Source organism: Paenibacillus guangzhouensis, from assembly GCF_009363075.1.
Taxonomy (GTDB): Bacteria; Bacillota; Bacilli; order Paenibacillales; family Paenibacillaceae; genus Paenibacillus_K; species Paenibacillus_K guangzhouensis.
The window spans coordinates 6668802-6695788 of the sequence record NZ_CP045293.1; the positions used below are offsets into that span (position 1 = coordinate 6668802).

At 45.8% G+C, this 26987-nt stretch carries 28 protein-coding genes and 1 riboswitch; of the genes, 18 read left to right on the forward strand and 10 right to left on the reverse strand.

Annotated elements, in window-relative coordinates; genetic code table 11:
• The first annotated feature begins 156 nt into the window (after nucleotides 1-156).
• Entirely contained in the window at nucleotides 157-2271 is a 2115-nt protein-coding gene (locus tag GCU39_RS29975; RefSeq protein ID WP_227793377.1) for a peptidoglycan D,D-transpeptidase FtsI family protein, read from the forward strand.
• Between the two features lie 151 nt (nucleotides 2272-2422).
• Nucleotides 2423-3565, forward strand: coding sequence for a GNAT family N-acetyltransferase (locus GCU39_RS29980; protein WP_152396813.1), 1143 nt, complete (start codon nucleotides 2423-2425; stop codon nucleotides 3563-3565).
• A gap of 82 nt (nucleotides 3566-3647) precedes the next feature.
• Here the strand turns inward: GCU39_RS29980 and GCU39_RS29985 are convergent, their stop codons facing one another.
• Complete coding sequence (locus tag GCU39_RS29985; protein ID WP_152396814.1) at nucleotides 3648-5015, reverse strand: M14 family metallopeptidase; 1368 nt, start codon at nucleotides 5013-5015, stop codon at nucleotides 3648-3650.
• Nucleotides 5016-5549: 534 nt separating this feature from the next.
• On the opposite strand from GCU39_RS29985, the gene GCU39_RS29990 reads away from it, so the two are divergent.
• From GCU39_RS29990 to GCU39_RS30030, 9 genes are all read left to right on the forward strand, one after another.
• The gene (locus GCU39_RS29990) at nucleotides 5550-6293 is read left to right on the forward strand and encodes a Cof-type HAD-IIB family hydrolase (RefSeq protein WP_152396815.1); all 744 of its coding nucleotides are present in this window, start codon (nucleotides 5550-5552) and stop codon (nucleotides 6291-6293) included.
• A 12-nt stretch (nucleotides 6294-6305) separates the two neighbouring features.
• Nucleotides 6306-6797 carry a DUF456 domain-containing protein gene (locus GCU39_RS29995; protein WP_407671612.1) on the forward strand — a complete coding sequence of 164 codons (492 nt, stop codon included), beginning with the start codon at nucleotides 6306-6308 and terminating at the stop codon, nucleotides 6795-6797.
• 26 nt (nucleotides 6798-6823) lie between these two features.
• Nucleotides 6824-8458 (forward strand): putative polysaccharide biosynthesis protein, encoded by a 1635-nt coding sequence (locus GCU39_RS30000; RefSeq protein ID WP_193726685.1) that lies wholly within the window; start codon nucleotides 6824-6826, stop codon nucleotides 8456-8458.
• A 37-nt stretch (nucleotides 8459-8495) separates the two neighbouring features.
• Nucleotides 8496-8846: a thioredoxin family protein gene (locus GCU39_RS30005; RefSeq protein ID WP_152396817.1), complete on the forward strand. Its 351-nt coding sequence runs from the start codon at nucleotides 8496-8498 to the stop codon at nucleotides 8844-8846.
• Nucleotides 8847-9012: 166 nt separating this feature from the next.
• On the forward strand, nucleotides 9013-9933 hold the full coding sequence (locus tag GCU39_RS30010; RefSeq protein WP_152396818.1) for a COX15/CtaA family protein: 921 nt from the start codon (nucleotides 9013-9015) through the stop codon (nucleotides 9931-9933).
• A 115-nt stretch (nucleotides 9934-10048) separates the two neighbouring features.
• The gene (locus GCU39_RS30015; protein ID WP_152396819.1) at nucleotides 10049-10765 is read left to right on the forward strand and encodes a Cthe_2314 family HEPN domain-containing protein; all 717 of its coding nucleotides are present in this window, start codon (nucleotides 10049-10051) and stop codon (nucleotides 10763-10765) included.
• A 74-nt stretch (nucleotides 10766-10839) separates the two neighbouring features.
• Nucleotides 10840-10972, forward strand: a riboswitch (SAM riboswitch).
• An 89-nt stretch (nucleotides 10973-11061) separates the two neighbouring features.
• Nucleotides 11062-12081 (forward strand): methionine ABC transporter ATP-binding protein, encoded by a 1020-nt coding sequence (locus GCU39_RS30020; RefSeq protein ID WP_152396820.1) that lies wholly within the window; start codon nucleotides 11062-11064, stop codon nucleotides 12079-12081.
• Nucleotides 12078-12758, forward strand: a complete 681-nt coding sequence (locus tag GCU39_RS30025) for a methionine ABC transporter permease (protein WP_152396821.1) — start codon at nucleotides 12078-12080, stop codon at nucleotides 12756-12758. The genes GCU39_RS30020 and GCU39_RS30025 overlap by 4 nt, the downstream gene beginning before the upstream one ends.
• A gap of 44 nt (nucleotides 12759-12802) precedes the next feature.
• Nucleotides 12803-13639 carry a MetQ/NlpA family ABC transporter substrate-binding protein gene (locus tag GCU39_RS30030; RefSeq protein ID WP_152396822.1) on the forward strand — a complete coding sequence of 279 codons (837 nt, stop codon included), beginning with the start codon at nucleotides 12803-12805 and terminating at the stop codon, nucleotides 13637-13639.
• 91 nt (nucleotides 13640-13730) lie between these two features.
• Here GCU39_RS30030 and GCU39_RS30035 read toward each other — a convergent pair whose 3' ends face one another.
• The 4 genes from GCU39_RS30035 to GCU39_RS30050 form a co-directional block, all read right to left on the reverse strand.
• Nucleotides 13731-14852 (reverse strand): Ger(x)C family spore germination protein, encoded by a 1122-nt coding sequence (locus tag GCU39_RS30035; protein ID WP_152396823.1) that lies wholly within the window; start codon nucleotides 14850-14852, stop codon nucleotides 13731-13733.
• Nucleotides 14849-15958, reverse strand: a complete 1110-nt coding sequence (locus GCU39_RS30040) for a GerAB/ArcD/ProY family transporter (RefSeq protein ID WP_152396824.1) — start codon at nucleotides 15956-15958, stop codon at nucleotides 14849-14851. The genes GCU39_RS30035 and GCU39_RS30040 overlap by 4 nt, the downstream gene beginning before the upstream one ends.
• Nucleotides 15958-17451 (reverse strand): spore germination protein, encoded by a 1494-nt coding sequence (locus GCU39_RS30045; protein ID WP_152396825.1) that lies wholly within the window; start codon nucleotides 17449-17451, stop codon nucleotides 15958-15960. Before GCU39_RS30045 ends, GCU39_RS30040 begins: the two co-directional genes overlap by 1 nt.
• A 159-nt stretch (nucleotides 17452-17610) precedes the next feature.
• Entirely contained in the window at nucleotides 17611-17853 is a 243-nt protein-coding gene (locus GCU39_RS30050) for a NifU family protein (RefSeq protein WP_152396826.1), read from the reverse strand.
• 93 nt (nucleotides 17854-17946) lie between these two features.
• Here GCU39_RS30050 and GCU39_RS30055 point away from each other — a divergent pair, with 93 nt between their 5' ends.
• On the forward strand, nucleotides 17947-18195 hold the full coding sequence (locus GCU39_RS30055) for a YuzB family protein (RefSeq protein WP_152396827.1): 249 nt from the start codon (nucleotides 17947-17949) through the stop codon (nucleotides 18193-18195).
• A 2-nt stretch (nucleotides 18196-18197) separates the two neighbouring features.
• On the opposite strand, the gene GCU39_RS30060 is transcribed toward GCU39_RS30055, so the two are convergent.
• Both GCU39_RS30060 and mqnE read right to left on the reverse strand, forming a co-directional pair.
• A complete protein-coding gene (locus tag GCU39_RS30060; protein WP_152396828.1) occupies nucleotides 18198-19259 on the reverse strand; it encodes an NAD(P)/FAD-dependent oxidoreductase in 1062 nt (353 codons plus the stop codon).
• A 57-nt stretch (nucleotides 19260-19316) separates the two neighbouring features.
• A complete protein-coding gene (gene mqnE, locus GCU39_RS30065; protein WP_152396829.1) occupies nucleotides 19317-20426 on the reverse strand; it encodes an aminofutalosine synthase MqnE in 1110 nt (369 codons plus the stop codon).
• Nucleotides 20427-20715: 289 nt separating this feature from the next.
• On the opposite strand from mqnE, the gene GCU39_RS30070 reads away from it, so the two are divergent.
• Nucleotides 20716-21075 carry a HesB/IscA family protein gene (locus tag GCU39_RS30070; RefSeq protein WP_152396830.1) on the forward strand — a complete coding sequence of 120 codons (360 nt, stop codon included), beginning with the start codon at nucleotides 20716-20718 and terminating at the stop codon, nucleotides 21073-21075.
• A gap of 86 nt (nucleotides 21076-21161) precedes the next feature.
• On the opposite strand, the gene GCU39_RS30075 is transcribed toward GCU39_RS30070, so the two are convergent.
• Nucleotides 21162-21362, reverse strand: coding sequence for a hypothetical protein (locus GCU39_RS30075; protein WP_152396831.1), 201 nt, complete (start codon nucleotides 21360-21362; stop codon nucleotides 21162-21164).
• Between the two features lie 163 nt (nucleotides 21363-21525).
• Here GCU39_RS30075 and GCU39_RS30080 point away from each other — a divergent pair, with 163 nt between their 5' ends.
• On the forward strand, nucleotides 21526-22188 hold the full coding sequence (locus GCU39_RS30080) for a YheC/YheD family protein (protein ID WP_152396832.1): 663 nt from the start codon (nucleotides 21526-21528) through the stop codon (nucleotides 22186-22188).
• A gap of 290 nt (nucleotides 22189-22478) precedes the next feature.
• The gene (gene sda, locus GCU39_RS30085) at nucleotides 22479-22604 is read left to right on the forward strand and encodes a sporulation histidine kinase inhibitor Sda (RefSeq protein ID WP_152396833.1); all 126 of its coding nucleotides are present in this window, start codon (nucleotides 22479-22481) and stop codon (nucleotides 22602-22604) included.
• A gap of 10 nt (nucleotides 22605-22614) precedes the next feature.
• On the opposite strand, the gene GCU39_RS30090 is transcribed toward sda, so the two are convergent.
• Nucleotides 22615-22884 carry a hypothetical protein gene (locus GCU39_RS30090; RefSeq protein ID WP_152396834.1) on the reverse strand — a complete coding sequence of 90 codons (270 nt, stop codon included), beginning with the start codon at nucleotides 22882-22884 and terminating at the stop codon, nucleotides 22615-22617.
• A gap of 76 nt (nucleotides 22885-22960) precedes the next feature.
• Nucleotides 22961-23896, reverse strand: coding sequence for an NAD(P)/FAD-dependent oxidoreductase (locus GCU39_RS30095; RefSeq protein WP_265333558.1), 936 nt, complete (start codon nucleotides 23894-23896; stop codon nucleotides 22961-22963).
• 450 nt (nucleotides 23897-24346) lie between these two features.
• Between GCU39_RS30095 and GCU39_RS30100 the strand changes: the two genes are divergently transcribed.
• The 3 genes from GCU39_RS30100 to GCU39_RS30110 all read left to right on the forward strand — a co-directional run bounded on the left by GCU39_RS30100 (nucleotide 24347) and on the right by GCU39_RS30110 (nucleotide 26933).
• Complete coding sequence (locus GCU39_RS30100) at nucleotides 24347-25543, forward strand: NAD(P)/FAD-dependent oxidoreductase (protein WP_152396836.1); 1197 nt, start codon at nucleotides 24347-24349, stop codon at nucleotides 25541-25543.
• Nucleotide 25544: 1 nt separating this feature from the next.
• Entirely contained in the window at nucleotides 25545-25793 is a 249-nt protein-coding gene (locus GCU39_RS30105; RefSeq protein ID WP_152396837.1) for a hypothetical protein, read from the forward strand.
• Between the two features lie 582 nt (nucleotides 25794-26375).
• Nucleotides 26376-26933, forward strand: coding sequence for an NADPH-dependent FMN reductase (locus GCU39_RS30110; RefSeq protein ID WP_152396838.1), 558 nt, complete (start codon nucleotides 26376-26378; stop codon nucleotides 26931-26933).
• Nucleotides 26934-26987 lie beyond the last annotated feature (54 nt).

A 26987-nucleotide genomic window follows, 5' to 3' on the forward strand; every position in this document is an offset into this window, starting at 1 on the left:
ACATAGGAAGCGCTTCGATCGATGATCGGGGCGTTTTTCTATGGGAAGAATCCAAGGAAAGATGCAAGAGAGGGTGAAAATATGGTACACTACTTCTGGTAGTTTTACGGACAATTGGTAAAAAGAAAGGAATAACGAAGTATGAGCAATCATTCGATGGATGACCAGCAAAAACGGGAAGTTGCGAATCGACGGAACTTCTCACTGCGGCTTAATATATTTTTCTTCATTTCATTCGTCGTCTTCTCGGTACTTATTGTGCGACTTGCGATATTGCAATTCGTCGAAGGCCCGGAGTTGAAGGCGCTGGCAGATCGTATGGGGTATAAGGAAGTATCCATTCCGCCGATTCGCGGTTCAATCTATGATTCGAACATGGAGCCGATCGCATATTCCACCTCAACACAGTCTTTATATTTTACATTAAATAAGAACTATACCAAGGATGAGAACAAAGCAGAATTGAACCAGATCATCGCTAGCTTAAAAAAGGTATTTGATAAATACGGTGATCCGAATGTGCCTCAGATGACGGAGGAAGACATCCGATACCAGATGGACGTTGAATCGCGGCTTAATTATGGTTACGTTCCTCGGCGCATTAAATCAGGACTTACGCAGAAGGAAATTGCTTACTTCATGCAGCATAAGGAAGAGTTCAAGGGTATTGACATCGTAGAAGAGAGTATTCGGAATTATGACCCAGATACGGTAGCTGTTCAGCTTGTCGGTTATCTGAAGAAATATAAGTCTGCGATCAATCCGGAGGGTGGTCTCGATTTCTACCGGAAAATTGAAGAAGATAGCAGCAGTCTGGATGCCAAATCTGATGAGAAATATTTGCAGAATGAAGATGTAGGGTTTGACGGATTGGAGCTATTGTTCCAAAAGGAGCTGCGTGGTAAGAACGGGATCAAGAAGTTCCCGGTGAACAACGCAGGTCGCATTATCGGGCCAATGGAGCTGACGAAGCCGGTCAAAGGAAATAATCTCGTGTTAACATTGAACAAGAACGTTCAATTGAAGACGGAGCAAGCGATCATGGATGGCATCAAGCGCATCAATGAGAGAGCGCACTTATCGAGAGGATTCAAACCGAATCCGCGCGCCGGTTATGCCGTTGCGATGGAAGTGAAGACTGGCAATGTCGTTGCGATGGCGAGTATGCCGGATTATGATCCGAACATCTGGCGCGGGGGCAAGATTAGTACAGATGATTATAACGAAATCGAGAGTCGTTATGTGAACGGTACGATTCGTGCCGTTTCGCAGAAATATAAGAGCCAGAAAGAGCAGAACCGACATCCATCCTCCATCGTACCGCTAGGATCGGTCGTTAAGCCGTTGACGGTATTGATTGGGCTACAGGAACAATTGTTCACTTCACGAACGGTATTTAATGACCCAGGGTTTTTCGCATACGGTGCGAAGGGACATGAGACAAGGGTTAGAAATGCTTCGAACAAAGCGAATGGGTCTATCACGGCATCCAGAGCCATTGAAAAATCATCGAACGCCTTCATGGCTAAAATGGTTGGTAATGGCTTGTATATGCGAGACGGCAATGATGGTGTAGAATTGTGGGATAAATACATGAGAGAATTCGGTCTCGGTGTGACGACGGAAAGCGGGTTGTTGAACGAGAGCGCCGGAACGGTCGATTACTTTAACGAGATGAAAAAAGCTAGTGCTCAATCGGCTCTTATATTCGCCTCATTCGGACAACAAGGTCGTTATACGACGCTCCAACTTGCCCAATATGTTACGATGCTTGCGAACCATGGCAAACGGATGAAACCGCAGTTCGTCAAAGAGATTCGTGATGCAGATAATAAAGTTGTTCAGACATTTAAGCCAGAGATATTAAATGAAGTTAATTTTAATGATTCCTATTGGAAAACGATTGAAGCAGGGATGTCCAAAGTTAGTGTGCAAGGTTTTGAAGGCTTCCCTTATTCCTTCAATCGTAAGACAGGTACATCACAACAAGATGTAGGCACAAGTGTGAAAGTCGAGAACGCGGTATTTATCGCCTATGCTCCAGCTGAGGATCCTGTGCTCGCAGTCGCTGTCGTTGTGCCGGAAGGCGGATACGGCGGACAGGGGGCAGCCCCGATCGCGCGTCAGATTTTCGATGCCTATGATGCAGAAGTTGGACTTAACGGCGTGCCGAAGAATCCAACGAAGAAAACGACGGATACAACGACGAATGGTACGACAGGTACAGCGAAAAAAGGAACGAATGATTCAACGAGCAATACTGGACAATAATGCTATGAACACGAACCTATTCTAAGATCAAGAAATCCCGAGTGTGGGGTTTCTTTTTGTTTTTGAATTTTTCAGGCAGGAAATTGATTGTTATTGTCAAATTAGGTTGATAATCAATTCATTTTGAAGTGGTATAGGGGAGGTACATCGCATGGTAGAAATTCGACAATTAGAATCCAAGCAGGAATGGAATGAGGCGATCGCGCTATCGGATGCAACATTTCGTGATCATGATCATCGCTCGATGGGTGAAGCATACCCTTTTGTATTCTCCAGCAGTTTGGGGCAGTCATATGGAGCATTTGTAGATGGACAATTAGTTTCATTTATGGGACTTGTCCCAGCAGTTATACGTATTGGTCCTGCATCATTGCAAGTGTATAGTCTGGGCTCTGTATGTACGCATCCCGATTATCGCGGTCAAGGGATCGCTGGTGATATACTGAATGAGATTTTCACGCATATCGATCGTGCGGAGGCCTCATTGCTGTTCGTGTCAGGGGGCCGTTCGCTGTATTCTCGGGCAGGTTGTTATCCATTCGGAAGCGTAGTTGGATATCGTTATGATGCATCTCGATTAGTGGGAACTGAATGTGGGGTGCTACATCATCAGCTCATCGTTCGTGAAATCCAATCCACCGATTGGTTCCAACTACATCATCTAACGCAGGCGGAATCCATTCGTTACGAACAGAGTGTATGGGACTTGGCGCAACTGATCGAGGCTGGTGCGGTAGCAAGCAATATGAAACAGACAATGCACTCTTTGGTTGCTGAACGTGAAGGGAAGATCCATGCTTTTATCGTGTACAGTGTCCCTTCAGCAATCTCCCAAGAGGGCGGACCAGTCGTCCACCACTATGCAGGTGACCGTGCGATGATCCAATTGCTATTCGAGCAGGCGATCCGAACGCACGTATTGAGCGAGCTGAACATTACCGTCCCAGCGCATGACCATTCGATGCAAGAACAACTGAAGGATGTCCCTCATGAAGACAGAAAATGCGGTGGTACCTTAAAGATGATTCGCTCGGAGCGGCTACTCGAACAGATTCGTCCGTATCTTGTAGAACGATCGCAAGAGATTGCAGCAGCGCTTACCGTATCATCGCAAGAGAATGGCAATACATTGATTGCCATTGGTGAACAAGCGGTAGAGGTCACACCCGAAGAACTGATGGATGTTCTGTTTGGTTCAACTGCAGCCATCTCCATGGAGGAGGAAGTTAGAACCCTTTTCAGCAACGTATTTCCTATTCCGCTCCCGTTTAATGGTGGACTGAATTTTATATAATGCGCATATATGTTGTGAAGGGGCTGTCCCAGAAGCCATGAAATGGCTGCTTGGGACGCCCCTTTTATTTTGCTAGAACCGGTTACTCCACAGTGAATTGTAGCTCCGGTTTATGCGGTTCATGCATCTCTGTTTCTGCATTCCCTTCGGAGGATGTTGGCTCGGTTGTTTCAACAGAGGGTTCCTCAGATGGTTTTTCAGGTTCAGGCTTTTGTTGGAGCACGGATTGTTCAAATGTGGCATTTGCTTCGTATATCCATTGCTTACCAAGCCAAGTGTTGATTTGATACCAGTCCCCTTTTTTGGCAAGGGTACGAACGCTGGCTTGCTTAATCGTTCCTTTGGCAGGTTTTAAAATACTAGGAATGTCATAGAATACTTTTGCGTCTTGTAACAAGAGGACCTCGTCCCATACTTCGACCGTATTGCTCGTATTGAATTGAGAATACGTTAATTTATAGGCTTCTTCTGCGAGCCAGACGCCTGCTTTATTGTTCTGATTCCAAATCCCTCCGAAGTGCTTGACAGGTACATGTTGATTATTGACGGCATTTCCTACCTCAGGGGTGAAACCTGGTTTCTTGAATGTACTGATGAACCAATCCGTGTACCCGCCACCCGAAGGATTGGGTGAGGGTTTTACGAGACTATAGCCTGTAAGCTGTGAATAGGTGGATGCGAGTCGTTTATCTCGCTCCAGATTAGCTGGATCGGTATGAAAGTTCCAGAATAGAATTTCACCTGAAGAATGATAGGATACGGCAATTTCAGGTTGAATGCGATAAGTGAATTCTACCATGGCTTTTGTTTCATTCGCGTACACAGGTTTGGGGCCTTTATAGTTCCACCAATAAGGTCGACCTGAATTATTCTTAATATTGGACCAATCGGCGTCATACTGCCGATTTAGATCAATTCCTTGTGCGTTCGCTTTCCAACGGGTGAAGTTCAAACTTCCATCATTCATCTGAATGAGTTGCGCACGATCTTGCTGTGGAAAAGCGGAGGAACCGAATTGTTGTAAAGTCACGCCATCGGGATTAACCATCGGAACGAACCAAATACTGACATGGTCTAGTAATTCTTTTGTATGATATCCATTATATTTCGTAGTATTGGTATACGATTGCGCATACGTTTCAATCATCTTCATATTTAAAATGGAGGTAATCCATTCTCTAGCATGATGTGATCCATTGATGAATATGGACTTCGTACCTTGTCCAACACGGACGGCCCAAATATCCCGTTGGTAAGCCGTTTTTCCAATCGATTCAAGATGAATTGCGTCAGGGTATGCTTTTTGTAGTTGTTGCAACTGTCTGGCCATCATGTCATACGTATACAAATTTGAATACTGTACGATATTGCTCGAGGTCGCATGTGCAGCGCCAGTCGTACTACCTATCAAAATCAAGACTACGAGCAAGAGTGAAAGAAATTTCTTCATTGAAGTCCCCTATTATGTATATTTTCATAGCTGTTTGATACCAATAGACATAGCAAATAAGTCCTATCAGAACAATTACGATCGCTAGAATAGGTATATACTACCATGAATTTCTAAGAATTAGGACATGAATCGACAAATTCTTCTAAAGATATTAAGAGAGATGGTAGATAAATCCTTCCATTTATTACAGCTTGTAACCACTGCTTTAGCGAATTCAATCCATTCTTGAACGGCAATTTTTCGTGCATGAATGAACGCGATACTGGCTATTGGCATGTCTTTTAGTTTCCTATAACCAACTTTTTTGGAGAGACGGAACAATCGAATAAGGTCCTGCATTTAATGAAGGAAGAGGGGACAAATTAACCCTTCGCGAGAGGAGGGATGGTACGATGCGTAAAGGGCGCAAATGGAGTTCTTCTCTGAAACGGTTCCTGATGACGCTTGTCTTTTTAACTTTTTAGGCTGATCTATGGTAAAATGTCGATATGCAGCAAATGCGGAATAAGAGATAGAGAATTGGAGGAGACAATGGGAAGCTATAAATTGCTGGCACTCGACATGGATGGTACCGTATTAAATGATGATCAGAAGATTACGCCGGAGACAGCGTATTGGATTCAGGAAGCTATAAAAGCCGGCATTACTGTCAGCTTCTCGACAGGGCGTGGATTCGATTCCGCTATGCCCTATGCGAAGCAGCTAGGACTGGAATCGCCCATGATTACAGTGAATGGAGGCGAGGTATGGTCAGCGCCTTATCAGCTGCATCGCAGACATCTGATGGAAGCGAGCGTGATGAAGGAGCTGTTCAGCATCGCTAAGCGATATGATGTATGGTTCTGGGCCTATTCGGTGGGTCAAATTTATCTCCAATCGAGCTGGGATAACGAGATTATCTTCGAGGATAAAGAGTGGCTCAAATTTGGATATACCGTTGAAGATGATGGGATGCGTCATGAGATTTTATCCCAGCTTCGAGCGATGGGCGGTTTGGAGATTACGAACTCTTCACCGACCAATATTGAATTGAACCCAAAGGGTGTTTCTAAGGCATCAGGTCTTCTGGACGTATGTGATCTGCTCGGGATTGGAATGCATGAAGTGGTCGCCGTTGGCGATAGTATTAACGATCTTGCAGCCATTCAAGCCGTTGGTCTTGGGGTTGCCATGGGTAATGCGCAGGATACGGTAAAGGAAGCCGCTGATCAGATCGTAGCCTCGAATGAGGAAGATGGCGTTGCTGAAGTGATCCGTAAATTTTTGTTAAAATAGGAGGAGTTCGAGATGGCTATAGAGATCATCGGTTGGATCTTGGTTGTCGTCTTATTCGCGGTAGGCATGGCTGGCACGATTTACCCGATTCTTCCAGGGGCTGTGGCTATCTATGCAGCATACTTCGTTTACGGACTATGTATTAGCTTCGAGCCGTTCGGCGTATGGTTCTGGAGCATCCAGACGGCTATCGTCGTCGTGCTGTTCATTGCCGATTATGTGGTGAGCGCCTGGGGCGTCAAGAAATATGGCGGTTCACGCGCATCCATTATTGGGAGTACGATCGGGATTATTATTGGGCCATTTGTGATTCCGGTTGCAGGTCTATTGCTCGGGCCGCTGCTCGGCGCGATGATCGGGGAGATGATGACGGGCTCCGATATGAATCGGGCAATTAAGGTTGGTTTTGGCTCATTAGTGGGCTTATTTACAAGTACCCTCGTGAAGATTGTGTTGCAGCTTGCCATGATCGTCATCTTCATCATCTGGGTTGTAAATGCGTAAGTAGAGGAGAAGGGAAGATTGTTGTCGTGGCAAAAGAATCATTTATTAAAGGGACGCTCATCCTCGCAGCGGCGGCGCTGATTGCGCGCGTACTCGGTGTCGTGCAGCGGGTACCTCTAGAGCATCTGCTCGGAGTAAGCGGTGGCGCGTCCTTTGCACTAGCATCGAATGTGTATTTAATGCTGCTGACGTTCGCGACAGCTGGCATTCCGAGTACACTCGGGAAAATGGTGTCTGAGAAATATGCGCTGAATCGCCCGGAAGAAGCGCAGCGGATTTATTTTGCAGCTATCATATTCGGTTTAGGGATGGGGATACTCATTACTGCGCTGCTCTATATTTTCGCGCCGTACTACGCCGAGATGAGTTCCGTTCCAGAAGCGACGCTTGCCATTCGGGCACTTGCTCCAGCTCTTATTCTGTTCCCGGTTATTGCGATGATGCGTGGATATTTCCAGGGGCGTAATCAGATGGCACCTGGCGGTATATCGCAGATCATTGAGCAAATACTACGCGTGGTCACCGCTGTTGGTCTCGCTTATGTGTTCATGACATGGGGGTATAGTGAAGAAAAGATGGCCGCAGGCGCATCCTTTGGCGGTGTGCTAGGCAGTATCGGTGCCTTCCTCGTGATGCTGTATTATGCGCGGAAGCTGAAGAAGGCAGACCGTGAAGCAGGATTAGCCCGGAGCGGACAGCAGGGTGCCGTGACACCGCTGGGTCAGATCTATAAAGATATCTTCAAGCTATCGATTCCAATCGTGATTACATCGTTAGCTGTATCCATCATTTATTTCATTGATTCGAGTATCATCGTTCCGATCTTGAAGGGACAAATTGGTGAGCCTTTAGCCAAAGAAACACTGAAGATTTTAGGGATGAATGCGCAATCCATTGCAGGGATTCCGCCTATTCTGGCGATTGCACTAAGTACATCGATTATTCCGGTTATTTCAAGCGCATTTGCTCGTCAAGAGATGGATCATGTGAAGAAGCAGATTACACTGGCGCTTCGGATTGCGCTGCTCTCGGGGATGCCTATTGTGCTTATTCTGTGCACAGCAGCATACTCCGTGAACGGTCTGTTGTTCAGCAGCACGAACGGCAGTGAAATTATTTCGCTGTTAACCTTCTGTACCATTTTCCAGATTATTATGATGGTATCGGGTTCGATCCTCTTCGGCATGGGACGTCCGAAGACGCCTATGTTCCACGTTATGATCGGAATCGCCGTGAAGTTAGTTGGCAGCTTCACATTGGGATACGCTTTTGGCATCTATGGTATTGTCGGTTCGACGATGCTGTGCTTTGCGGTAACGATGGTATTGAATATACGTTCGCTGAAGCAAATCGTCGATTTCCAAATCCTTGGTTTACGTTGGACAGGCTTCTTGACATCTGTGATTGTACTGACCGGCATCGGCTATTTGATTGAATGGGCAGGCAATCAACTAACGCACGTCATGCATGCGCGTATTGCTTATTTTATTTCGTCCAGCCTCGTAGGCTTGGTCTTGATCGTGCTCTATCCGGTGCTGTTAATCGTATTCCGTGTGGTGACGCAGCAAGAGCTTAGCAGTTATCCGCGTCCACTTCGCAAGGTATTTCAGCCGCTCATGCGATTGCAGCGTGGACAAGCCGTTCAATCATCCGATTCATAATTCGGTATTCTAATTTCCTAGATAAGGAGTGTTCATCATGGAGAAATTATCGTCAGAAGCGCAATTCAACGAGGTGATCGCCTCATCAAAACCAACCATCGGCGTATTTAAAGCGGTATGGTGCAAAGACTGTCATTTTATCGATCCATTCATGCCGGAGGTTGAAGCGAAATATGCGGACCAACTCACTTTTGTCCATATTGACCGCGATGAGCTGCCGGACTTGTGCGAGCGGTATAACATTCTTGGGATCCCAAGCTTTATCGCCTATTCGAACGGCCAAGAGTTAATTCGGTTTGTTAGTAAGCTGCGCAAGTCGCGTGAAGAGATCGAAGAGTTCCTGGATCGTGCGATCGCGGTTGCAGAGACCATGAAGAAATCCGAATAAGTTAGAACAAGCCATGTCATCGGGATGATGATATGGCTTTTGTTTTCGTGCTTTTTGTCCAATTACAATGTGTTTTGTCACAATTCCGCCTTCGTTTTCATCATGAAATCAGTTATAATGAGAAATGGTGAAATTTAACTTCCTGAGAGAGTAAGTGGGTGAAGGATTGAGAGCGAATACATTAAAGTGGCTTGCATATATCACTTGTGTCGGAATGATGCTGGTTCTCTTGAATGGCGCATTAGTGACGAAGACGGGTTCTGGCCAAGGATGTGGGGCAGAATGGCCGCTATGCAATGGCAAATTTGTGCCTGCCTATACGATCGCTTCGATGATTGAATATTCGCACCGTGCGGTGAGCGGGCTTGTAGGAATTCTTGTCCTTGTCTTGTTCATTGCGGTATGGCGTCATGTGAAAGAACGCAAAGATGCTTGGTGGTATGCTTTTATTGCTTTTATATTTACATTTATTCAAGCGATTATGGGTGCGCTTGCAGTCGTGCTCGGGCAAGCTCCAGCCGTTATGGCGCTGCATTACGGGTTTTCGCTTATTGCTTTTGCAGGAACACTGCTGCTCTCGATTGTCTTGAACAAGTGGAGTCGCGGCCTGGATGACAACGCGCCGGCTGGCGTATTCGTATCCGAAAGATTCCGTACTGCAACGTGGATTGTGACGCTCTATGCTTATGTTGTTGTCTACGTAGGCGCATTCGTTCGGCATACTGAAGCCTATGGAGGCTGCCAAGGCTGGCCGCTCTGTAACGGAGCAATCATACCGGAGCTTCATGGTACCACCCTAATTGCATTTATCCATCGTGTCGCAGCACTCGTCCTATTCATCGCGGTTGCGGTGCTTGCGCATTTCGCTTATCACGGTCATAAGCAAATTCGTGAATTACGAATTATTGGGGTCTGTGCCTTAATATTATGTACTGCCCAGATCTTGAGCGGGGCATGGGTTGTCTTTACGTTAGGCGACGAGAATGCGGGCTTGTTCGCAGGATTATTCCATACGGTACTCATTGCTGGCTTATTCGGAGTCTTATGCTATATGAGTGTCAGGGTATGGCAAATGAGCAAACGATAAAATCGGATATACTAAAATGAACCGAAAGTTGTCGAGCATGTGAAGTTCGAGAACTTTTTGTTTTACCCCGGGTACATAGCACCGTCTTCATCAACATCAAAGGAGTGTGAACGATATGCTGAGAATCTTGTTAGGTCTGCCTCCTCGCGCGGAGCTCGGGGAAATGCAAGATGCTGTGGATGCCATGCAGTGTGTACTGCATCAGCTTCAGAGTCGTATTTCTAAGGGACATGATCCTGAACATATTTGGCGCAAACATGAGGTTTGGACGAAAGGTCTTATCGTCTCCTTGGATGAACTGGAGCAGAGCGTATTCTTATCAGGCCACTTTGCGGATCGCGTTCGCAAGACGTACCAAGAAGAAATGTCTCAGCAAGAGAATGCGAATTATCACCGTCATATCTACTTCTACAAAAATGGATTTATTCGGGTATTCTCTATTCTAGACAAACTTGGGACCCTCATGAATGATCTCTTTGAGCTTCATACGGAACGGGCAAAAGCCCATTTTTCTTTTTTTACGGTCTTGCGGCAATTTCGTTATTTAGGTGTACATCTGGCACTTATGGATAAGTTAAATACTTTGAAGGAACAATATAATGAGCCGCTTCGCCATCTTCGCAAATGGCGTAATATCGAAATTCACTACATGAACATGGAGATGCAGGATGATCTCTCACAGCGTGATCAGACATTGGATGGCAAGATTAAGCTAGAGGATATCCAGGAACGCCAGAAAGACCTGGAGCTTGGTTATCGAATGGCCTGTGAAACCTTGCAAGCTTCGTTTGAGTATATCGAGTTGATGCTTCGTAATAAATATCATCGATAAGATGTAAAATATTTCTATTTGACTTTTGGTATTATCAACACTATACTCAATTTAAATTTAATACAAACGATACTTTCTTATCGAGAGCGGCGGAGGGACAGGCCCTGTGAAGCCCGGCAACCGATTCCTGATCCAGCGTAATATGGACATGGAGTGTCATGGTGCTAAATCCTTCAGAATTCATGTTAGAATTCTGGTAGATGAGAAGAGGACTATAATGATGACTTGTTAGCCCTTTTCCGTTGTGCCGGAAAAGGGCTTTTCTATAGCTCGATTAGAAACGAGAGGGGACAATCATGATACAGCTTAAACAATTGTCGAAGACCTACGGCAATAAGCATAAACAGACCGTCGCGCTGACGGATATCGATGTAACCATTGACCGCGGCGAAATCTTCGGAATAATAGGACATTCGGGGGCCGGCAAGAGTACATTGCTGCGCAGCATCAACCTGCTGGAACGTCCCACGACAGGGGAAGTATGGATTGGGGACACGAATCTTACAGCACTGTCCGAGGTTGAACTGCAAGGTCAACGCCGCAAGATCGGAATGATCTTTCAGCATTTCAACCTATTATCGTCCGCGACGATTTTCGATAACATCGCATTTCCGCTGCGCTTAGTGAAGACGCCGAAAGCCGAAATCGAACAGAAAGTGGATAAACTTCTGAAGCTGGTTGGACTCGAAGAGCATCGTAACAAATACCCGTCTCAATTGTCCGGCGGTCAGAAACAACGTGTAGGCATCGCGCGTGCGTTGGCGAATGATCCAGAGGTGCTCTTATGCGATGAAGCGACATCTGCGCTGGATCCTCAGACGACGCAATCGATACTTCGATTGCTGCTGGATATCAACAAGCAATTCGGGATTACGATCGTGCTCATAACGCATGAGATGCATGTGATCCAGACGATATGCGATACGGTAGCCGTAATCCATGATGGACGTATTGTAGAGCAAGGTCCTGTAACCGAGGTATTCCTCAAGCCGCAGCATATTGTGACGCGGGAATTTATTCGGGAAGAGAATGAGAGCGCAGAACTGCTGGATCGAATCATCACCTCGCTGCCGTCGAATGATCATTCGGAGGTTGTGAAAATTAACTTCCTAGGAACAACGACATATCAGCCGATCCTGTCTGAGGCCGTTCAGTCGACAGGCGTAACCTTTGCAATTCTGCAAGGGACGATCGCGACGATGAAGGACATCCCCTATGGCCAACTCATCGTGCGGTTTGAAGGGAATAAAGAAGCGATTGTGAAGACGTGTGAAATGCTGCGTGCACATGTGCATGAATTGGAGGTGATCGGATGATTCTCCTATCTACGGGGTTTGATTTCTCAAAAATTTATTGGTCCGAAATTTGGACAGCAACGTGGGATACGCTGCGTATGTTGCTCTTCTCAGGACTATTCACATTTATTATCGGACTTCCGATTGGTATCTTGCTGTTTATGACAGCAAGAGGGAATTCAGCTTGGAGCCGGATGCTTTATCGGGTGATCTCGTTCATCGTCAATATTTTGCGCTCGGTACCGTTCGTCATTCTGATGATCTCGATTATTCCACTGACGAAAATAATTGTTGGGGTATCAATCGGCGTACTGGGCTCCATACCGCCGCTTGTACTCGCAGCGGCACCGTTCTTCGCTAGACTCGTGGAGACCTCGCTTCGTGAGGTGGACCGAGGCGTTATCGAAGCAGCTGAGGCAATGGGGGCTACGAAAGGCCAGATCGTCAGCCGGGTGTTGCTGCCCGAATCGATGCCAAGCCTAATTGCAGGCATCACCATTACGATTGTAACACTGGTCTCTTATACGGCGATGTCCGGGTTGATTGGCGGCGGCGGTCTAGGGGATCTAGCCATTCGATATGGCTACCAACGGTATGAGATCGAAGTGATGGTCGTAGCCGTGATCTTAATGATTGTGATCGTGCAGCTGATCCAGGTGCTTGGCGATCGTCTTGTTCATCGGTTTTCTAGAAAATAAATATAGATACTCAAAAAACAATGGATTATTGGAGGGGACTTACAATGAAAAAATGGTTGATTACATTAACAGCAGTACTCGCTTTTGCGGTTATCGCGGCAGGATGCGGCGGCAAGAATGAGACAAGCAGTGGTGAAGAGAGCAGTGGAAGCAAGCAAGAAACAACGACGTTAACGGTCGGCGCAACTGCCGTACCTCATGCAGAAATTCTGAACTTCTTGAAGCCAATGCTTGAGAAGGAAGGCGTTAAGCTGGAAGTGAAAGAATTTACAGATTACGTACAACCGAACGTACAAGTATTTGAGAAGCAGCTTGATGCGAACTTCTTCCAACATCAGCCGTATTTGGATCAAATGAATAAGGATCGCAGCATGGATCTAGTTAGCGTCGTAGGCGTTCACCTTGAGCCGATTGCAGCATACTCCAAGAAGATCAAATCCGCTGACGAATTGAAAGATGGCGCATCAATTGCTATCCCGAACGATCCATCGAATGGTGCTCGCGCATTGTTGCTTCTGCAAAAGCAAGGGCTCATTGAGCTGGCAGAAGGCAAAGTGGCGGACGCAACGATTCGCGATATTACAAAAAACCCGAAAAACTTGAAAATTCAAGAGCTTGAAGCAGCGATGCTGCCACGCGTTCTTGATGAGTTCGATGCTGCTATTATTAATACGAACTATGCATTGCAAGCTGAGTTGTCGCCTACGAAAGATTCGTTGTTCATCGAGGGAAGCGATTCTCCGTATACGAACATCCTTGTTTCCCGTCCGGACAACAAAGACTCTGACGCCATGAAGAAGCTCGCTGCAGCGCTTCATTCGCCAGAATTGAAGAAATTTATTGAAGAGAAATACGGTGAAGCGATATTGCCGGCATTTTAATTAAATAGAGCGAAAATGAAAAAGCTGATATCTGTCCTGACAGATATCAGCTTCTTTATTATGATGCTAGTATCAGGTTGTTCTATAATAATTACTGCATAACACCACTATCCAACATTTCGGTTTTTACAGAGAGGCGTATATCGGCTTCTGACAACGCATCTCCCCAATGATCTTTCGCTTTCTTCCATGCTTGGTACTGGTAGGCTTGCGCGAGAATTCCGAGCCCGATGGGATCAATGCGATTTTTCTGTATTTTATGGATCAGTGCCATCAGATCTCGCTGCAAGAGAGAATCCAACTGTTTCTGCAATTGTTGCTTATGCAGAGTCAGATTGAACGGGAATGTTCGCTCTGTAACGCGGGTTATCATCTTATAGTGAATGTCGAATCCGAATCGCCCTTGCTTGTAGGATGTTCGTATACGTGCAGATATCTTCACGATGTCAACGCTTAGCTTGTTCTTAACAATCGGATTAGGCTGACCTGTCGGCAGGTCAGTTACATTGGCCGTATAGGATCCGATCCCTGATAGATCCCGTTGAAGAATGCGAAGAAGTGTAGTTTCTTGCAGATTAAGGTTTGTGACGTATTTGCCCTGTTCACTCAGCAGAGCCGCGCCTTCGGCAACGATATCTTTATTCTTCCGAAGCAATGGCAACGCAGGCGTCATGGCCTGGTCGTACATTTGCCGGTGGAATTCTTGAAGCGTCGTATCCAGTGTTGCGTTTTTCTTAGCTGAAGAGCTGATTAATTTGGGGAGAAGCATTGTAAGCGGCGGCTTGCCATCAGACTGGTAATAAATAATCTCAGAGACAGGACCGTTTACTACAGCCACGTTTGCGTTAACCGTAGACTCTGCATTTCGGAACAGTGTATCCAGCATGGAGAACCAATTCTCCTGCTCGAGTAGCTTTTTCCCTATAAGAATGGTCTGGATTTTACCGGCACTCGGAATTCCCGAAGACATCGTGTCGAAATTGTTCTTGCTATGCCGGACAGAGACGGGTTTGTCGTCATAGAATTCTTCGGTTTTCTTCTTCGCATCCTTATTGAATACAGGACTCGAGCTGTAGACGATAAATTGATCCTCTTCCATATCGAATCCGAGAGCAAGGATGAGCGTGGCATCTTCCAAATACATTTTATCGTAGCATCCAGGCAGCAGTCCTAAGAGAAGCACGATCATACATAGCTTGAACCAATGCTTCATGATGAATTCCCTCCCTGGTTGCGGCGAATGCCTTCGAGCAGTTTCACATAACACCACAAACACAATGGCAGTACATACGCGATCATAAACCCGATATAACTTAATGTTCTCGTCATTTGAGTTACCTGGCTCTGGGAGAGGGCCAAGAAGATGGATAGAGCTAGCGTGATCAGGAGAATTGCCACGGTTGTGATGCTGGGCTTCGATTTTGGCAACACTTGTCTCATCCCGAAGACGGCTAAACTCATATATACTATCCAGGTTACGGAGATGACTACCATATACATCGCCAGGAAGATGACATCCCACCGATCCAAGAATTGTACCCGAATGACTTTCAACAGGCTGAGTGTCGGCCAGGTATATTGAAGAATCTCGAGCGAGCTGAAGTAAGAGAAGCAGACCAAGGTCGTTAAGATGTAGAAGAACATCGTCAGTGTATTCGCAACGATCACGGCGGAGGTCGCCTTCTTCTTTAGCATTAGGAACGGATAGAGAATGAATGTAATCTCAAATCCCAAATAGGATAGAATCGTTAGCTTCGTAGCGGATATGACGGGCATCCAGCCTTCTTTGATGAACGGTAGTAGATACAACCAGCGGCTATGATTCACGGGAAAGGCAAGCAGTAAAATGATCCAGAGTGAGAAATAGAAGATTAGCTCGGCATACCGTCCGATCATCTTAATCCCGTGATGCACGATCATATATGTCGGGATGGATAACAGTAGGATGAACATAAAATTCGGCGTTTTTGGCATGAGCCATATTCTAAGGATGGATACGATGGAGAACAAGACAGCTAGGGAACATCCGATTAAATATAACAGAAGGACGACGGAAGCTGGTTTTCCGATCCATTTGCCAAAGAAGAGGGAGAACAAATCAAATAATGTTGCATTAGGGTGTCTCTTCATTGCGTGAATGATGAATAGATTCGCTGTTACAGACAGCGCCCATCCAAAAAGAATGGATATCCAGCCATCCGACCCGGCGACTTGTGCCAGCTCACGCGGAAGCGTCAGGAAGCCGACGCCGACTTGCGTGCCATGAATCAGAAGTACAAATTGTAGCCACGTAATTTGAATGGATGGAGTATTCTGCATCAAGTGTTCTCCTCAGGTTGTGTGGGACCTTGCCGTTGTAGTTGAACCGGCACAGAACTCACTGGCCTTTTCTTCATGATCCATAACGGCGCTCTGATGAAAGTATCTTTCCAATCGACAAAACGAACAGGCGCGAGCGGACTGCCGTAAGGTGTATCGAGCGATTTGAGCGTGATCAGATGGATGATCAATGTCATTAACCCAACAGCGATCCCAACGATCCCGAAGATGGAGGCGATGATCATCATAGGGAATCGGAGGAAGCGAACCGCAGCCCCCATATCGTAATTCGGTAGAATGAAGGAGGCGATCGCTGTCGATGCGACGACAATGACCATGATATTGCTCACGATTCCAGCTTGCACGGCGGCTTGGCCAATGACAATCCCACCTACAATGCCTACCGTCTGTCCGATCGGTGCAGGCAATCGAATTCCTGCTTCACGCAGCATCTCGAGCGTAATCTCCATCAAAATCGCTTCGGCAAAAGGCGGAAAGGGTACGCGTTCTCTCGATTCACCAATTGAAATGATCAATTTGATCGGGATGACGACATAGTTGTAAGAGATGAGCGCGATATAGATGGCTGGAAGGAAGAGGGCAATAAAAAAAGCAAAATAACGCGTGACGCGAATAAAAGAAGCGATAAGCCACCGTGTGCTGTAATCGTCAATACTCTGGAAGAAAGAGACGAAGGTTGTCGGACCGATTAACACATTCGGCGAGCCATCTACGATCATGACAAAGCGTCCTTGCAAAAGTTGCGAGGCAGCAGAATCTGGCCGTTCTGTCGAAATGAACTGTGGGAATGGGGAAAAGGGGTTATCCTCGATGAACTCCCCAAGTTCTCCGGCATTAATAATCGCGTCCACATCAATCTTCCGGATCCGCTTCTCCAGCTCCTCTAATATTTTTGGTTGTGCAATATCCCCTAAGTACATAAGCGATACCGTGGTATTCCCGCGAGCCCCGACAGTGATCTCCTTGATCTTCAGATCAACGGTTGGGATGTAACGGCGAATGAGCGCTATATTCTGACTCCCTGTCTCTACAAAGCCTTGATGAGCTCCCTTGAGGGATGCTTCGATCTGCGGATCCTCAATGGAACGCTGTGGCCAACCTTGTGTATCCAAGATGGATGCTTCCGTATGTCCATTGACGAATAACACGCTGTTGCCTCCGAGGATCGCTGCCGTCAATGCATCCCAAGTATTCTCCGAAATAAAATGGCTAATCGATACCGTAGGGTTGATATTTAATTGGAACAGCAGGGGCTCAAGCACATTGTTGTTCACGGAATTCTTATCCGTAAGCCCGCCGAGGTAGACGAGTGCCGCGGCTTTGCGGGTCGATTGGATGGTGAACTCACGAATGACGAGATCAGGAAATCCCTCGAAAAGGGACGTAATCTGCATCAGATTGTCCGCTAAATTACTGCTAATGGTGGGCAGCTGCTTGGCTTCTTGTAATTGTTGTTCCTCTTGTGATGACATAGTGATCCTTCCTATATATCCATTTGGTGCACATAGTATTTCCTGTAGGATTTACTTTATTCTGGAATAAGAGGAAGCCCGCATACGCACAAAAAAAAGCAGCCAATCCGAGAGGATTGACTGCTTCACATTCAGCTTACTGGGCTTGTCATCGTATTCTTAGAATACTTGGACAACTTCTTGAACGCCTTCAACTTCTTCCACCAAAGCGCGCTCAATCCCTGCTTTCAACGTAATTGTGGAACTTGGGCAGCTGCCGCAAGCACCCATCAATTTTAATTTTACGATACCGTCTTCCACATCAACGAGCTCAACGTCGCCGCCGTCACGTTGTAGGAAAGGACGAAGTTTATCTAGAACTTCTAGAACTTCATCATACATTTGAGTTGTATTTTCACTCATTTGCTTCAACTCCTTTCTCACCTTATTATAGTATAAAGATGTTTAAATTAAAATGGCTCAAAGAAACGACTTCAGTAAAAGCGGGTGAATCACATGCGACCGATAATCGAGTTCTGCGTTAGTAATATGCACCACGGGACAGACCGGGTGATGAAGAAGCTGCAGCAGAATCCAGCCTATGATGTCATCGAATATGGCTGCCTAGGGAATTGCGGTGAATGCTACCTCTTCCCATTCGCCTATGTGAACGGCGACATTGTAGCAGCAGCGACCATCGATGAGTTAGAAGACAAAATAATACAAGAGATTCGCGCCGTCGAAGCCTTAGAGAGCAGCGGCTAGGATCAACCGAAATGATGCTTGGATCTCCACAGGACGCCCATCTTCAAGACACGCGGGACGCGTCCCATCATCGTTCGATTCCCTAATAATCCGAATCCGCTCTTCTTCCCTAAGGAACCAAGCACGCCTTTAAGTTTGATTTTACCCAGCTTCGGCTCTTCGCCCTTCCATGACGCTTGTATGACATCTGCAACTTGTTCTCCTTGTGCTCCGGCTGCTTGCGCGCTTGGAGAGAAGGAGAGGGAAGCGCAGTCCCCTACCACGAAGACGTCCTCATGGCCTGGAATTTGATAATGGAGGTTAAGCAGTACACGCCCTTGTGGATCCTTTGGAACGTCAAGATCCTGAACTGGTTTGACAGGTTGAATGCCTGCGGTCCATACCGTTACGTCGCTATAGATAACCCCATTCTGATGGATAATGCCGCCTTGCTCTAATTGTGTCGTTGAAATGTGAGAGCTTAAGTCCACATGATGCTCGTGGAACCATTCGGAGACGAACGCAGACAGCTTCTCTGGAAAAGCCGAGAGAACGCGTGGTCCACGGTCAATGATCCGAATGTTCAAGTCGGGCCGACTCTCACGGAGCTCTGCTGCGACTTCGACACCACTTAGGCCGCCGCCCATAATATTGACTTGGCCGTAGGGCTTCACATCATTCAGCGCTTGATAGGTGCGTCGTGTTCGTGATAAGGATTGAATGCTCTCTGCATATTGTTCTGCGCCGAGAATACCATGAAATTTATCTGTACATCCCAGTGCAATCACAAGTTGATCATAAGGAATAACTTCTTCTGCATTTAAGTAGACATGTTTGGCCTGCAAATCGATACGTGTAATGTCTCCGTATTTCAGTTCAATTCGCGGGTCTGTCGGAAAGGCAACGCGGATTTGAAGATCAGATGCTGTACCAGCTGCTAGTGCATAATATTCCGTCTTAAGTCCTTGATATGGCTGGCGATCAATTAACATCACCGATGTATCTACCGGGATTTCTCCTTCTAATAATCTATTCGCAACTGCAAGTCCACCATAGCCTCCGCCCAGGATGACCAATTTTTTCATGTGTAGCTCTCTCCCCGTATGCCTCGAATAATTGTGCTTCATTCAAAGATGATTCAATTATGATTCATAGACCTTCACTTCGTTATAGAAAGTATCGCGTTCTACAGGAATTCGTCCCGCGCCTTTAATGAGCCAGATTAGCTCTGCACGAGTTAAGCCTTCAGGTGTTAGAGCGCCCGCAGCATGGCTGATTCGCTCCTTCACGATGGTTCCGTGCGCATCGGATGCGCCGAAGGTTAATGCCATTTGTGTTAATTGTGTCCCAATATTAATAAAATAAGCTTTGATATGCTGAATATTGTCGAGCATCAAGCGGCTGATCGCGATGGTCTTAAGGTCTTCGTAAGCCGAGTTGCGGCGGCGAATATCAGCGGATTTGCTCTTCGGCTGCATGGACAATGGAATGAATACCATGAAACCATTCGTCTCATCTTGGAGCTCGCGAATTTGCAGCATATGGCGAATGCGATCTTCATGGCTCTCAATCGAACCATAGAGCATGGTTGTATGTGTGCGCAAACCAAGCTCATGAGCAACACGGTGTACTTCGAGATAACGATCCACATTCGCTTTATCTACATGCATTTTCTCACGATATTGATCGGATAGAATTTCAGCACCGCCCCCAGTTAGGGTCTTAAGTCCAGCTTTCATCAGTTCTTGAAGGACTTCGGCAATACTCAATCCACTAATCCGTGTGAAGAAATCAATTTCAGCGGCGGTGTAGGCCTTTAAGGTAATATCTGGATATTTCTCATGCAATGCACGAAGGGAATCTACGTAATATTGGAATGGAACATGCTGGTTATGTCCACCTACGATATGAAATTCACGCACACCTGGATTGATATGCTGTTCGACAAATTCGATCATTTCTGCGCCAGAGAGGGTATAGGCTCCTTCGTCGCCTTCATCCTTACGGAAGTTACAGAACGCACAGCGAGATTCACAGACGTTCGTGAAATAGAGGCTCATGTTCTCAATGAAATAGACTTTCTTCCCATTCTTCTTGAGGTTAACCTCATTCGCTAATTGACCGATGGTTAATATGTCGTCGCTTTGGTACAGATAGACGCCGTCTTCAAGGGTAAGACGTTCTCCTCGCTGTACTTTTTCGATGATTTCTGCCATCCGAGAGTCCGTGTGGCTTGTCACAAGTGTTGTCATGTCAGGCTCGTTCCTCCTTTGTAATTAGAGTTCCATTCGGGAACGCTTCATATTGCTTATTTGTATGTGAAATTTCTTACAAGATAAAACGATGAATAACAAAAAACTCATGAAAAAATGACCAATCAAACTCGGTCGTATCCCCATTATAAACCTCGTTGTGATGAGGAGCAATAGAATGTGACAAAAAAGGTAAACCTTTTGTTTCCACCGAGCTAGGTTCTTACACTTGTGACAAAATACATCGTTCATGTATACTGAAGATATAGTAACAGAAGGAGGGATTCAGATGATCAATATTACAGATGCAGCGATTGCTAAGATACAAGAAATGCTCGCCCAAGAGGAAATTCCAAACATGTTCTTGCGTTTAGGAGTTCAAGCCGGCGGATGCAGCGGGTTTCAATACGGCATGGGATTCGATGATGAGCAGCATTTCAATGATAAAGTATTTGATGTGAAAGGCCTTAAGGTTGTCGTTGAAGAAGACAGCATTAAATATTTGAATGGGCTTATTATTGACTTCAAAGAATCCGGTATGTCGGGTGGATTCACGATCGACAACCCAAATGCAAGCGCAACTTGCGGATGCGGTTCGTCTTTCCGAACGGCGACAGATGCAGGCACGCCTGCGCCAGAGCAATGCTAATTCACGAATGGCGCTGCCATTAGAAATGCTAAACCCCCTGGAGGAAGAATCCAGGGGGTTTTTTGGCGTATATGTACGCGAATGGTCTACAAGAACTTTAGATTGAGCATGACCGCGATCATCCCTGTTGCGATGATGGAGAAGGCAACAAAGGCACTGCCGATCCCGCGCTTGCGATCAATGAACATTTTGATCCCGACGACGAAGATGCAGAGGGTCACGAGGACAAGAATAACAGCCATCGCATAATAGCTGAGGGTATATAAATTCTGAACGAGTTGTTCCAAAGGAAGGCTCCTCCTTGCTTCAATTTGGTTGTTATCTTTCTATAATATATCGAATTCTTACAATTATCTATCCAAATTCAGGCATTTACCGGGGACAATGATACAGGAGGTTCTCCCTCTACTTGAGTATGTATAAGTATACTCTTAGAAAGGGGATGGCGGAATGGCTGGAAGACAACTGGCTAACAAATGGGTTAAGACCGCAGTATTACTGTCCAACGATAAAATCGTAGCCCACATTCCTCAGACCAAGAAATATAATGCTGCAAACCTACACTCCATGTTGTCCACATATGGTATGGTCGTAATTAAACCGGTTGTTGGTGGCGGAGGTTATGGCGTCATCAAGGTAACCAAGGAAGGGGAGACCTATTCCTATACAGCCATGGCGAAGCACCGGTCGTTCGGGAGTTTCGATAGTTTGTTTCGCTCCCTCAGCACTGTGAAGAAAAGACGCAGTTATATTATTCAACGTGGAATTCATTTGGCTCGAATAGATGGCCGACCGATCGATTATCGTGTCAAAGTCGTGAAGGTTGGTGCGTATTGGGAAATTCGTGCGATGGTCGGCCGATTGGCGCGGCGAGGGTTGTTCGTGACGAATTTGTGCAAAGGCGGGGCTAAGTTGTCAGCGTCTCAAGGAATTAGAAGATCATTTTCAGCGGGACAGGTAGCATCGAAGAAAAGTGAAATGCGCAGTTTGACGGTGTTGTCTACGACGATATTGGAGCGAAGATTTCCGGGAATAGGGCAGCTTGGATTTGACTATGGTATCGACACGAGTGGGAAGATTTGGATTTTTGAGGTGAATACTCGTCCGCAATAGAGAGGGGAAGATTCATCTTTTCTCTTTCTATTTCTATTTTATGATAGTTTTGATTTTTGGTGATAGGCAATGTAATAGAATTTTTTTATACAGCATTCCGGTTATTAGCCTGTGAATAACTATTATCCACATGTTATAGGGCGTAATCACGCTTAATTTGGGAGTTATTAACAATTAAATCACAGGATTTCCACAGCAAGTTGTGGATAACCGGAACGCTTGTTCTGTTTGAGGGGGCGTGATATAGTAAAATTCAAGTACAGGAAATAAAAGGGAAGGAAGTATGTGTGATGTCTATTCTATCCGATGAGCTATTGGTAGAATCGTATTATAAGGCGATAGAGTTGAAGTTAGAGGGAGAGTTTATCCGTCTGCTCTTAGCCGAGATACGATTGCGTCAGCTTCCGCTGCTGTAATTTTTACCTTTTATTCACCCAATGAAGGTCCCCATTCGATCACTTGGAGCGGGGATGATCGCTGACAAGCTTCACAGTAGAGAAGATGTGTACAGACCGGTGCACCTTGTTCATTGTGATTCATCGAGGAGAGCTCTGCATAGGTGGTATAATCTGCATATGGGCTATAGGGTCCCTCGTAATCCTCTAATTTGCCGTAGTCTGACGCGAGCTGGTGACAAGCTGGACAAGTCACATGGGGAGCGATGAAACCGTTACATAGCGGGCAGCGATAAGACAAGGGTATCCTCCTTTCAGATTTAAGTTCTGAGCGTAGGATACCCTTTATTGTTCTAACATATAATAAGAAACGTGGACTATACCTTCATGCTGCTGCTGTGGCCTGGGGACAGCTTCGCGCTAGGATCAACATAGACCTTCGCATTATTGATCGCCGTTGGCGCCTCACCAAAACCAACTGCAATCAGTTTCAATTTACCAGGGTATGTCGTGATATCGCCTGCAGCGAAAATACCTGGGATATTCGTCTCCATCCGTGTGTCAACAACGATCGAGCCGCCTTCAATGTTAATGCCCCAATCTGCAATGGGACCGAGTGAAGAGACAAAACCGAAAGTAACGATAACTGCATCGACGTCGATTTTCGTCTGTTCTTTGGATTTCACGTCTTGGATCGTAACTTGCTCGATAAGATCTTCACCGTGTAGGCTAATGATCTCTGTAGGTGTAATGACTTTGACTTTCGAAGCCATAAGACGCTCAACACTATGCTCGTGTGCACGGAACTTATCACGGCGATGGATAAGCGTAACTTCTTCAGCGATTGGCTCAAGCATAAGCGCCCAGTCAAGAGCAGAGTCGCCGCCGCCGCTGATCAATACTTTTTTACCTGCATATTGCTGTAGGTCGCTAACGAAGTACTTTAAGTTCTTCTTCTCGTACTGAGCAGCTTCAGGGAGTTCAAGACGGCGTGGTTCAAATGCGCCAACACCTGCGGTAATAATAATTGCTTTGGCATAATGAACGCCTTTATCTGTAGTGACTTCGAAGAGGCGCTCGTCTTTCTTCACGACATCGATAACTTTCTCTTCGAGTCGTACATCTGTCTGGAACATTTCCATCTGTTTGCTCAAGTTGTCGACGAGCTCTTGTGCAGTAACCTTCGGGAAGCCAGCGACATCATAAATGTATTTTTCAGGATATAATGCTGCCAATTGTCCGCCTAATTGTGGCATACTCTCGATCAATTTAACGGACGCTTGACGCATACCACCGTAAAATGCTGCAAACATACCGGCAGGTCCGCCACCGATGATCAGGATATCAGCGGGCTCTTGAGTCGTTAGATTTTGTTGGTCCACAGGGGCACCTCCGAAATTCAATATTATTTAATATACATCCTTATTTATTATAAGCTTCTCGGCAAGGGAATGAAACCTATTTTCATTTTTGATGCAACAAATAAAGTTAATCGGGATGCAAAGAAAATAAAATAAAAAATGTCGAATCTTTTTTGAATAAATGCTTGCTATTCTTGAGAAAAATCAGTATGATTTCATTTGGGTTAATAAACCAGTTGTCGAATCGTGCACAATTCTGCTACAGTTTGTTCATGAAATGTTCATCGAATTTCACATAGAGCATGTCTAATCACCATTTTTTTATTTTGTAAGTGTAATTTTTCACATATTGAAGTTTTATACTATATAATAAATCACAAGAAGGATTGGAAGGGATCAACCATGAGTAATATTCCTAAAATTGTTATCCTAGGTGCGGGATATGGCGGTATTCTAACAGCACAACGCCTGCAGAAAGAATTGAACTATAACGAAGCGGATGTCACGCTTGTGAATAAACATGATTACCATTATTTCACAACACATTTGCATATGCCTGCTGCAGGTACAGATCAAATGGAGAACGCGCGCGTAGCGATTTCTAAATTGATCGATGAGTTCAAAATTGATTTTGTGAAAGCAACTGTACAACAAATTCGTACGCAAGAGAAGAAAGTTCTTCTTGAAGACGGAAGTGCGCTTTCTTATGATTACCTGATCATTTCGGTGGGTGGCGAGACAGAAACATTCGGAATCCCAGGTATGAAAGAATATGCAATGAGCATTCGCAGTATTAACTCGGTTCGTATGATTCGTCAACACATCGAGTACCAATTTGCAGCATACAAACAGGATGAGACGCGTCTTGACCGTCTTACATTCGTCGTTGGTGGCGCAGGATTCACAGGGATCGAGTTCGTATCCGAGCTTGCAGACCGTATTCCTGAACTATGCAAACAATATGACGTAGATCCTTCCCTTGTGAAAATCTACAATGTTGAAGCAGCGCCTTCGGCATTGCCAGGCTTCGATCCTGAGCTTGTCGAGTATGCGATGAACGTGCTTCAGAACAAAGGTGTTACATTCAAAATCGGAACACCAATCAAAGAAGCGACACCAGAGGGTGTTATCGTTGGCGAAGGCGAATTGATTAAATCGGCTACGGTTGTATGGGCTGCCGGGGTTCGCGGTAACCGTATGATTGAAGAAGCTGGCATTGAGACGATGCGCGGCCGTGTGAAAGTAGATGAATTTTTGCGCGTTCCTGGCCAAGAGAATATCTTCGTTATTGGAGATAACTCCTTGATGTTCAACCCAGAAGGTCGTCCTTATCCGCCAACAGCACAAATTGCAATGCAACAAGGTGTGACTTGTGCGAACAACATCGTTGCAGCAATCCGTAACCAACAGCCTACGAAATTCGTATTCAGCAACAAAGGTACTGTGGCATCCCTTGGTAAAGGCGAAGCGATCGGTATCGTGGGTACGAAGAAATTGAAAGGTTTCACAGCTGCACAGTTGAAGAAAATTATCGATATTCGTTACCTGTTCATTATTGGCGGATTGTCGCTCGTATTGAAAAAAGGTAAATTCCTATAAGATGCGGCATTGCAGCGTTCAAGTTCGCGGGCTCTTAACCCGGGATGAATTGGATCGGTACAATGCGCTGATGGAAGTTGGTTCTTATCTTGAGTCGCAGACACGATATGACCTTGCCTACACCGTGCAGCGGGAAGTGGATCTCTTGATCCAGCCTGCGATTGAGCGGTTGAAGGATAAAGGGCGTGCACGTGATCGGGCGACGGAAGAGTTCCTAGAATCGATCAAACAATTGGATGATGAAGAGTAAAATGAGATCCGCTAAGCGATTTGCTTAGCGGGTTTTTTTGTGTTGATGGGGTTTGGGGCGAGGCGAGAGTGAGGGAATAAGTGCAAAAAGTCAGTTAATTGGGGCGAAGTGAGGTGGAACGGTGGGAATAAATGCAAAAAAGCAGTTAATTGGCTCGGATTGAGGCGGAACCGGCAGAATAACTGCAAAAAGGCAGTTAATTGGGGCGAAGTGAGGTGGAACGGGCGGAATAAGTGCAAAAAAGCAGTTAATTAGCTCGAAGTGAGATGGAACGAGCGAAATAACTGCAAAAAGGCAGTTATTTGGTGCGGAGTGATGTGGAACGAGTGAAATAACTGCAAAAAGGCAGTTATTTGGTGCGGAGTGAGGTGGAACGGGCTGGAATAAGTGCAAAAAGTTTATTGGCTTGATGTGAGGTGGTCTGAGGAAAATTGTAAAAATATCCAACGAAAGTTGTCATTTCTAAGCGAGAATGGTTAGGGAGGATCATTTTACAGAGCTCAGACTTGCCAAGGATGTACGAGAAGGGAAAATAAGGTAAAATAGAAAAGTGTCAAATTTTAGCGAGAGGATTCGATTGGTATGAAAATTTCTATTATTGCAGGCAGTAATCGAAAAGGTGCGTCCAGTACCCAAGTGGCCAAGGTTCTGGCTAGAACGATACAAGAGCAAGGTCATGAAGTCATTTTCATTGATCTCTATGAAAAGACGCTGCCCTTATACTCACCGGATTTATCTTATGCGAACGATACGAACGTCAGCGATATGAAAAAAGCCGTCTTGTCTTCCCAGGCTGTCGTGCTTGCAACGCCGGAATACCATGGGAGTGTGAGCGGTGTGCTGAAGAATGCCCTGGATTTTATGAACAAGGATCATTTCAGTATGAAGCCGGTTTTGGCTGTCAGCTCATCAGGCGGTGATGTTGGCGTAAGCTCGCTCCAGCAGATTCAGGCGATCGTACGGAATCTGCACGGCATTAATTGTCCGGAATGGCTATCTGTCGGCGGCGCACAGCGCAGCGTATTCGAACAGCCGCAGCTTGATCCTGAACATGAGATGAGCAAGCGTATTGCGCGTGTACTTGGTACATTCCTGGCTCTTGCTGATCAGCTATCATCGAAATCATGTGCACATTCTTAAATCGTATGTACAGAAATCCCCCCAGTGATGACGTCATCACTGGGGGGATTTCTG